The 9,358-nt window shown below is 59.5% G+C and carries 7 protein-coding genes; 5 read left to right on the top strand and 2 right to left on the bottom strand.

The window, feature by feature from the left end:
• Window positions 1-293: 293 nt before the first annotated feature.
• Window positions 294-656 (bottom strand): hypothetical protein, encoded by a 363-nt coding sequence (locus tag ABX749_RS11105; protein ID WP_372896042.1) that lies wholly within the window; start codon window positions 654-656, stop codon window positions 294-296.
• A gap of 456 nt (window positions 657-1,112) precedes the next feature.
• Window positions 1,113-1,292, bottom strand: coding sequence for a hypothetical protein (locus ABX749_RS11100; RefSeq protein ID WP_372896041.1), 180 nt, complete (start codon window positions 1,290-1,292; stop codon window positions 1,113-1,115).
• Between the two features lie 366 nt (window positions 1,293-1,658).
• Between ABX749_RS11100 and ABX749_RS11095 the strand changes: the two genes are divergently transcribed.
• The 5 genes from ABX749_RS11095 to ABX749_RS11075 form a co-directional block, all read left to right on the top strand.
• Window positions 1,659-2,654 carry an AAA family ATPase gene (locus ABX749_RS11095; protein WP_372896040.1) on the top strand — a complete coding sequence of 332 codons (996 nt, stop codon included), beginning with the start codon at window positions 1,659-1,661 and terminating at the stop codon, window positions 2,652-2,654.
• A gap of 30 nt (window positions 2,655-2,684) precedes the next feature.
• Window positions 2,685-3,626, top strand: a complete 942-nt coding sequence (locus ABX749_RS11090) for a DUF58 domain-containing protein (RefSeq protein WP_145219107.1) — start codon at window positions 2,685-2,687, stop codon at window positions 3,624-3,626.
• A gap of 17 nt (window positions 3,627-3,643) precedes the next feature.
• Window positions 3,644-5,764, top strand: a complete 2,121-nt coding sequence (locus ABX749_RS11085; RefSeq protein WP_372896039.1) for a BatA and WFA domain-containing protein — start codon at window positions 3,644-3,646, stop codon at window positions 5,762-5,764.
• A 27-nt stretch (window positions 5,765-5,791) separates the two neighbouring features.
• A complete protein-coding gene (locus ABX749_RS11080) occupies window positions 5,792-8,101 on the top strand; it encodes a hypothetical protein (protein ID WP_372896038.1) in 2,310 nt (769 codons plus the stop codon).
• 87 nt (window positions 8,102-8,188) lie between these two features.
• A partial coding sequence (locus ABX749_RS11075; protein ID WP_372896037.1) for a hypothetical protein occupies window positions 8,189-9,358 on the top strand: 1,170 nt, incomplete at its 3' end.

Here is a 9,358-nt window from a genome sequence, read left to right as displayed (position 1 = left end):
GTGACTCTCGGTCTGGCTGGGATCGTGATTTGGGCATGGAGTATCGAGGTGCATGCGTCGCACTTCGGCTAGTGGGAACCACGTGAGAGCAACAGGCCGGGCGCCACCAGAGCCAACGTCGCTCGCTGGTTCTGTAACGTTGGTCGTTGCTCCTTTTCGCGCAGGATTCATATGGGAATTGAATCAGCCGTTACCGCTTTCGACTCTCCCCTCTCAACGTCGCGTCGGTTCCCGCTCTTGAAGCAGCACCTCGGCTGGGATTCCAAGCTTCGTGACAAGCTTTCGGATCATCGTTAAGGCCACCGGTAGCCATACCCATACGGATATCGTGGGTAAACTTGATAGGGATAGGCAGGATAACCGCGGTAGTAAGGATAGCCACCACCGTAATACCGGATGACGCGCGTAGTCCGCGGCGGAATCGTCTTCACCGGGTTGGAGTAGTACTGACGGATGCTCGAATACGATGACCGTAACCCAAAGTACTTGTTGTTGGCTCGGTGCTCATAGCCGCGAACTTCAGGTGGCGGAGGGATTCTTTGCTCCGGAGTGGTGATTTCGACGACGGTGGCATATTGCGCTTCGGCGACTGGTGCGTCGGCGAGAGAAAACGCGACAATTGCCGCGCCAACAGTTAGTGCGATCGTTTTCGTCATCGTGTGCTCCCCTGAATGGTTCAGTTGTTGAATTGCTGTCCATCACCAGTGCCACCTACTGCTAACGACATGCCAATTAATGACAACGGACATTCAATGGCCTATTTCCCGGGTAAATCGCCTGCTATCCATCCGCAATTCAGAGGTCGCCCCTGCCGTCAAAATGACAGCAGTCGCGCTCAGAGTGAGACTGAAGCGGGGACGCTTGTCGGGGGATTCCGCGGTGGTGGCCCGATCCCTTCGGCAAATCCTATCTCACCTCTCGCAGGACGATTGCTAATGAAGCCAAACGGCAACTCTGCAGCAGTGCGCGGCGAGGCGTGCTGTGTCCTTGCCATGTTAAAGCCAGAAGGAATCGGGCAAGCGAAGGAAGACTGGCAATGCTCAAGGCTCTTGTATGCTCGAGGCTCTTGTATGCTCGAGGCTCTCGTACCCGATCGCCATTGCGTCCCGATCCTAGTCGAGCGTCTTGAGTTTCTCTTTGCGTCGGTTGATGAACAGGAACAGGCTGGCGTCATTGACGTTGGGCAGCCGTTTTCTGACCAAGCACAGTCGACTCAGCAGCCAGATGAAGTCGAGATCAAGAAGCTGCTTGAAGCGGCGACATGCTACGGCCTGGAATCGTTCCGCCCTCATTGTTTTGCCACTCCTTCCAGAATCGGCCGCTGGAAATCGGTAAGAAGATATCGGAGGTAAGAAAAAGAATCCCCGCTGCGATTCGTCGTCGTCGTCGATTTTCCTCACTCCCAAATCTTCTTACCCTTCGTCTTGGATCGGCCTGTGGAACGAGAGACCTTGAAGAACGGCAGACATAGATTCCAGCCTACCTCTGAAGCCAACGGTACCATTTGTTTTTTTAATTTTGTGGACGGGCGCCCTGAATTTCTTTAATCTTAGACTTTCCAGGAAGGGCTCGGTACGCAGAAAGCGTCACACTTCTCGCGCCGGCTTGTCAATTGATGGTTCTTGTCAACACGATCGTAGATTCAAGCGAGGGCGGGATTGAATAGTCAACTCGAGACTGCAGATGCAAGTCACGCGGCGGAATCATTTCTGGAACAAGTCCAAAAGGTTCGACAGCAGTTGAAGCAAACGATCGTGGGCCAGGACGCCGTCCTCGATCAGCTGTTGATCTGTGCGTTGACCGGTTCACACGCGCTGCTGGTCGGCGCTCCGGGGCTGGCCAAAACGCTGATGGTCAAGACCTTGGCGACCGCGTTTCATTGGCGGTACTCGCGGATTCAATTCACGCCCGACTTGATGCCCAGCGACATCACCGGTTACGAACTGCTCGGACGTGATGCATCGACCGGCGTCACCGACATGCAATTCAGACGGGGACCGGTTTTTGCCAATCTGGTCCTGGCAGACGAGATCAACCGGGCGGCGCCGAAGACGCAGTCGGCACTGCTGGAAGCGATGGCCGAACGCCACGTCACGGTGGGCGGTGAAACACATCCGCTGGAAGAACCGTTTCTGGTGATCGCGACTCAGAACCCGATCGAACAGGAAGGCACGTATCCGCTGCCGGAGGCCCAGTTGGATCGGTTCATGATGGAGATTCATATCGGTTACCCGTCGAAGGCACAGGAGAAAGAGATTGTCTTGAAGACGACGGCGGACCCGGTCGAGATCCCGGAAAGCCGCTTGCCCCGCGACGCCTTTTTGGAGCTCCGCCGAACCATTCGTGCCGTGCCCGTGCCCGACGTCGTCGTTGATCAAGCGGTCGAGATCGCCATTCGTTCGCGTCCCGATTCGGAGTCGGCGCCCGAGACGGTGGCAAACTATGTGGCATTCGGTGCCGGTCCGCGGGGCAGTCAAAATCTGGTGCTCGCAGCGAAAGCTCGGGCGTTGTTGGAAGGACGAACGGCACCGATTCCCGCGGACATTCACGCCGTCGCACTGCCGATCTTGCGACACCGAATCATCTTGAACCACCGCGCGATCGGTGACAATTTTGGCATCGAATCGCTCGTTGATTCCATCTTGACGACCTAGCACGTTTTCCGCTTAGCCCTGGATCATCGCTTGTCCAACTTGTCGTCCTCCCACACCCAGCCCTACGTCAGTCGATTCTTCGACGCGTCCGCGCTGGCCGGATTCGAACAGATGCGTTTTTCGCCGCGTCGCGCGGTCGACGGTAGTTTTAGCGGGCGTCACATTTCGCGCCGTCGAGGCGGGGCGGGCGAGTTCGTCGACTACCGCGAATACTCGCCCGGTGACGATGTCCGTCGCATCGACTGGAAAGCGATGGGGCGCATGGGACGCGCGTACCTGAAGATCTTTCAAGACGACACCGATCTGAATTGCACGCTGGTTCTCGACGGCAGCGGGTCGATGGCTCAAGGCGGCATCACGCGCGGCAGCCGTCAAGACTTGCGCGGCAGCAAATTCGAATGGATGCAACACTTCGCCACGGCACTGTCGCACCTGATCGTGTTCGGTCGCGACGCGGCTGGCCTGGCAGTCATCGGTCAAGGGCTCGATGACTACCTGGCGCCCAGTTCCTCGCTGCAAACGCGTCAGTTGATGCACCACACGATCGAACAGCTCACGCCCGCCGGTGCGACCGGATTGGCCCAAGGACTCGAGGATTTGTTGAATCGATCGACGCGGCGTGGTGTGCTGGTGATGCTGAGTGACTTCCTGGTCGATTCGATGGACGAAGTCGTCGCCCGACTACGGAACTTTCGCGCCCGCGGATGGGAGGTGATCACGCTGCATCTGATTCACCCCGACGAGCAAAACTTGCCCGACGGCAATGCGTTTCGGTTCGCGGGGTTGGAAGGGGATGGCGTGGTGAACTGTCAGTTGAGCGAAGTGCGTCGCGCGTATCAACAACGATTCGAAGCCCTGGCGGATTCGACGAGGAAAGTGCTTTCCGGCACCGGGTGCGACTACTATCGCGTCTCGACGAGCGAGAGCTATCTGGACGTGTTGCGGTCCTTCCTGGTGGTTCGCGGAGCATAGGTGAGGACGTCTCGGCGATGGCATTCTTGAATCCATGGGCGATTGCGATCGGTGTGCTGGTTGTCGGTGCGCCGTTGGCCGTCCACTTTTTGACGCGACCACGGCCGGTCGAGTTTCCGCTGTCGACGATTCAGCTGTTGCAAGAAGTGATTCAGCAGCGCCGCGCGCGGAGTCGGCTCCGCGATTGGTTGATTTTGCTGCTCCGCATCGCTGCGATCTGTTTGTTGGTGGCGACGTTTTCGCGGCCTTATTTCGACGACGGCCCGGCGGTCGCACGAACGGCCGAAGGCGACACCGCACGTGTGATCTTGTTGGACGTCAGTCAAAGCATGGCGGCCGGCAGCGGCGGCGCCCAACGGATCGCGCAAGGTCGAGCCGCCGCGATCGAATTCCTCGACGGCTTGCGAGGTGTTCAAGCGGGCGTGATCTTCATGGGAGCAAAGCCTCGGACGGTTTTCGATCAGATTTCTCCCAACCTGCCGTCGCTGCGAAGCGCGGTGGAGGAAGTGACGGTGCGTTCGGAACAGGCCAACGTTCACGCGGCGCTCGAGCGGGCCGCGGGCATGTTGTCTGAAGCGAATCACGAAAAACGCGAGTTGGTGATCATCAGCGATTTTCAACGCGGCTCTTGGGGCACGGCTCGCCTGGACAGTCTTCCCGAAGGCACCGAGGTGCAGTTTCACGCCGTCGCTTCCTCGGTCACCGACAACGTCGCCATCACCCAAGTCCGATTCGCCGAGCAACCGATCATCGGACAACCGGCGCAAATCGAAATCGACGTGGCGAATTTCAGCGACAACGACAAAAACGTCTCTTGCCAACTTGCTGTTGATCGCTTGCAGCAACAGTTGGACGCTGAGGTGCCTGCACGCGGTTCACGAACGCTAACCCATTCGTTGACCTTCGACCAAGCGGGCTGGAAACACGGCTTCGTGACACTGACGGCGAACCTGGACGCTCTCAGCGAAGACGACTCACGTCCGCTGACGGTCGAAGTCCGCGACACACCCAATGTGGTGCTGCTGTCGCGGCAATCGGAGTCGGCGGCACCGTCGAGCAGTTGGTTTTTGGAGCAAGCGTTGAGCATCACGCTCGCTCGATCCGATGGAGCATCTCCGCTTCGACGAATCCATCCGATGCGGATGCGTCCGAGCAAATGGCCTGCGGCCGACCTGTTCGTGATCGATCATCCGGGCGCGATCGACGACGAAGCGGTTTCGTTTCTTGCGGCAAACATCCGTCGGGGGCGGGGGCTGTTGTACGTGACCAGTGAACTGGCCGATGCGATGAATTTGCAACGATTGAGCGAGGCCTTCGGTTCCGGGTTTCAGCCACCGGTGCAACTGTTGTCCGGCTCGGCGTCGCGATCGCGAAAAGACCTCTTTATCAGTCGCGTCTCCGGACGTCAGGAGCCGTTTCGGGTCTTGGGCAGCACGGTCGAAGCGGCGCTGCGCCCGGTTCGCCTCGGCGGTGGATTACCGACTCAAGCGATGGACGAAGGGTTGCGGGATCAGGTGCTCGCCGAACTGAGCGATTCCTCCGCGCTGCTCTATGTGACCAGCGCAGACGCGGGCAAAGTCGGCGTTTTGAACGCGGACTTGGGTGAATCGAATTGGCCGGTGCAAGCGACCTTTGTGCCGATCCTTGGTGAGCTGGTTCAAGGGTTGCTGCGCGGCGGTTTGGACACCGGTGCTGTCGCTTGCGGCGACCCGTTGGTGCGACTGCTACCGGCCGAAGTTCAGAGCGTCGAGGCGTTGACGGTTCGCCCGGCAACCGACGCCACGCCGGTGGCGGACGAGTACGGACGGTTGCAGACCACGGGGGCGGCCAATGGTCAGGCGCGCCAGGGCGGCTTTGTTTGGGCCTGGGAAGACCCGGTCGGACCGGGCGTCTATGAAGTCCGACAACAAAACCAGACCGTGATGGCAGTCGCGACGGCGGCGCCCGGTTTGGAGTCCGACCTGCAGGCACTCGACGAAACGGTGCTCAAGGATCGCGTCGGTGAAGGACGCCGAGTCGGCTACAGCACGCCGTCATCCGAGGACGACGAAGACGATCATTGGTGGACGTGGCTGATCGTGGTCTGTCTGCTGGGTTTGATCAGTGAAATCGCGATGCTCCGAGGGTTTCGAGTTTGATGAATGATCTGATTGAGGAATCGCTTCGTGTGGACGATTGAACCTCGAATTCCGATGGGACTGTGGTGGGCGCTCGCCGCGTTGTCGGCCGCCGTGATCGTCCTGTACCTGTTGCGACGCGATTGGTCGGTGGGACGTCTGCGGCGTTGGATCATCACGCTGATGATGCTGTTGGGTTTGGTCGGCCCGCTCGCCGTGACGCTCAACCCGGTTCACATTCAACCCATTCCGCGGCCTTCGGGAAAACCCCGTTTGACCGTGCTGTTGGACGGCACGGCCAGTATGACCGTGGAAGACGCCGACGGCGACCGCGGGCAATCTCGCTGGGCGCGCGGATTGGAACTCGCCCGCCGGGTCGATCCCCAACGCGACGAGATCGAGGTGATCAAGCAGGTCTTTTACTCCGACGAAGTCCGCACGTTGCCCGCGGCCGGTGGCGAGTCGAACGCAGACGACACGGTTTCGCACGGCCATCGCACCGATCTGGCATCCGCATTGGGTTCGGTCGTGCGCAACGGTTCGCCGCTCGGCCATGCGATCGTGTTGCTAAGCGATGGAGCCCACAACGCCGGCACGACCCAAAGTGTGTTGTCGCGCGCCGCCGAAGCCAACTCGCTTGCCACGCCCGTTTATACCGTCACGCTGGGCAGCGAAGTGGGACTGAAGAACCTTTCCGTGGCGTCGCGGTCACCCCGCATGATTGCGTTTCCCAACCAGGATTTGATCTTGCGGGCTCGGCTGGGACATGCCGGATTGGCGGGCCAATCGACGCGTGTTCGGCTGCTCGCCGATTCGGATGTCATCGATCAACAGACGATCCAGCTCGGCGACGATCCGAATCAATCGATCCGTTTTACGATCCCGGGAGGGCCGCGAGAATCATTGCAGCGATTCCGCATCGTCGCCTCGGGCGTCCCCGGCGAGGCGACGACGTCAGACAACGAAACGACGATCTTCGTTCAGCGATTGGATTCTCCGATCAGCGTTTTGTTGCTCGAAGGGAAACCGTATTGGGATAGCAAATTCCTGTCTCGCAATCTGAGCGGCGACCCGATGGTGCAGTTGACTTCGATCGTCCGGCTGGGCAACGAACGATTCTTGCAGCGCCGGATCACACCGACGTTCGAGGCCTCTGATTCAGTTGCGCTCGACGACGCGTCTGATGATGAAACGACCACTCCGAATTGGCAGATTCAAACCGAGTTGGCGTCACCGCTGGAGAAGATGGAGTTACTCGACGACTATCGAATCGTTTTGCTGGGCCGCGACGCCGACCGTTTCTTGACTCCGCAAGGCATCGAGAACTTGAGGCAATGGATCGCCAAGTCGGGAGGATGTCTGGTTTGTGCCCGCGGTGCGCCGAGCAATGAAATCGCCACGCGGCTCGCAGAAATTCTTCCGGTTCGTTGGGAGGGACAATCCGAAACGCGGTTTCGCACACGTGTCACGCAGCACGGACTCGATACCGCCCTGTTTGATCCGCTGCTCGCCAAAGGCCGTGACGCGTTGGCGAGTCTGCCGTCGTTGTCATCGTCGGCGATTCCCCGGTTGCGCCGGGGTCTGCCCCAGGTGTTGATTCAAAGCGTCGCCGACGGCAGCGGCAACACGGTCCCCGTGGTCACCTACCAACACTACGGCAGCGGCCAGACCATCGTGGTGGAAGGTGCGGGCATGTGGCGTTGGGCGTTCTTGCCGCCCGATCACGCCGACAAAGACGACGTTTACTGGTCGCTGTGGCAGTCCTTGATCGCCTGGGTGATTTCTTCCCAGGACTTTCTTCCCGGACAACCGGTGGCAATTCGCCCGGACCGTGCAACGTTCCTCGCCGGCAACCGGGTGACCGCTTCGCTGCTGGTTCGTGAACCGAGTCAATTCGTAGCGGGAGAAAACGATTTGGGACTGAGTGTGCTACTCGAATCGGCCGACAGTGAATTGCCGCAGCGTTTTCATCCGGCGGCATCGGGGCTTCAAGAGGACTTTTTTCGAGTCGATTTCGGGAATCTACCCGTCGGAATTCACTCCGCACGCGTGGTCGTCGGCGAGAGCGAACGGGTGGTCGCAGAAACGTCGATCGAAGTCCGCGACCCCTGGTTTGAGCGACTGGAGGTCGATGCACGCCCAGATTTGATGCGTGGAATTGCCCGGCAGAGCGGCGGCGAGGTCATCGATCCTGATAAGATCGAGAGCGTGGTGGAGCGGTACGAGCAACGGCTTCGATCCAGTCAATCCGATCGAGTGCGCCGGACGACGTTGTGGGATCATCCGCTTGCCTTGATCAGCATTCTCGGGGCGTGGGTTGCGACTTGGATCGTTCGCAGACGATCCGGACTGATTTAATGAGGCAGGGTTTTTGACCGACAACGGCTTTTTGACCGACAACGGGCTTTTGACTGAAACAGGGACTTCAACCAACAAGCGAACAACATGTCCTCGATAGATACGCCCAACCCTTCGACAGGTCGAACGAGTTTCTCGTCGGTACTGCGTCCGTTTCGCCGGCGTTGGCTGCTGCTCGCGTCGACGCGGATGCTGCTGTGGTCGCTGGCGGCGGTTGTTGTGATTTGGTTGACGGCGATGTGGATCGATCTGGTTTGGGCGTTACCGGATGAAGTGCGTTGGTGGGTTTCTCGGATCGCACCGCCGGCAGCACTGACGATCGCTGCGGCGCTGGTGGTGACTCGTTTGGTCTGTCATAACGACGAAACGATTGCCGAGCAAATTGACCAGGCGAAGGGCACCGGCGGGGAGATCCGCGCGGGCTTGCAATTGGAATCGCGGCCACAGCCTCGGCAAAGCGTGTTGACGCTGGGACTGGCCTCCCTGGCCATCGATCGGTCTCGACAATTGGCGGGCTCGATTTCGGCGGGCGATGTGTTTCGTTCTGAAACGCTCCGGCGTCCTTCGATCGTCTTGTCGTCCATCTTGGGAGCCGTCTTCTTGGTGGCGATGATCGTTCCCGGGATTGCGAAGAACCAAGTGCAACGTCTGCTTTCCCCCACTTCCGACGTGCCGCCCTACACCGGAGTGCTGATTGAACTGCAGCTCGAACAGGATTCGGTGCTGTACGGGGATGACGTGTTGATTCGCGTCACCAGTTCGGGCGCCCGAGTGGATCGCATGCAATTGGTCACCCGCACTCGCCCCGGCGATGAAAACGTGTTGCCCATGTTACCGGCCGCCGACGCGAGCGACGACGGTTCCGAGTCTCAATGGCAAGCCATGCTGAGCAATGTGACTGAGCCGCTGACGGTGTACGCGAGAACCGGCCGTTCCCGATCTCGGTATCACGAACTGTCCGTGACGATGACGCCCCAGTTGCTGCCGCCGACGGTACGGATCACACCGCCCGCCTACACGCGTGATGCGACCTACGAAGGTCCGATTCCCGAATACGGCATCAAGGGCTTGGCCGGAACCGAAGTGGCGTGGCGATTGAGCAGCAACCGTCCCCTGGCAACCGGCACGGTCGAGCTGAAGTATCGCGACGGAACCACCGAATCGCTCCGTTTGCAGCCCGAGTCAGATGTCGCTCGATCGTTTCTCAGCGGTCAACTCGATGCCGAGTCGTCGACCGTTTACGGTTCCATGCCCTTG

Origin of the sequence: Stieleria sp. (assembly GCF_041595215.1) — a bacterium.
In the GTDB taxonomy this organism is placed as follows: Bacteria; Planctomycetota; Planctomycetia; order Pirellulales; family Pirellulaceae; genus Stieleria; species Stieleria magnilauensis.
The sequence above is the reverse complement of the archived record's forward strand: the minus strand, read 5'-3'. Positions and strand labels throughout refer to the sequence as shown.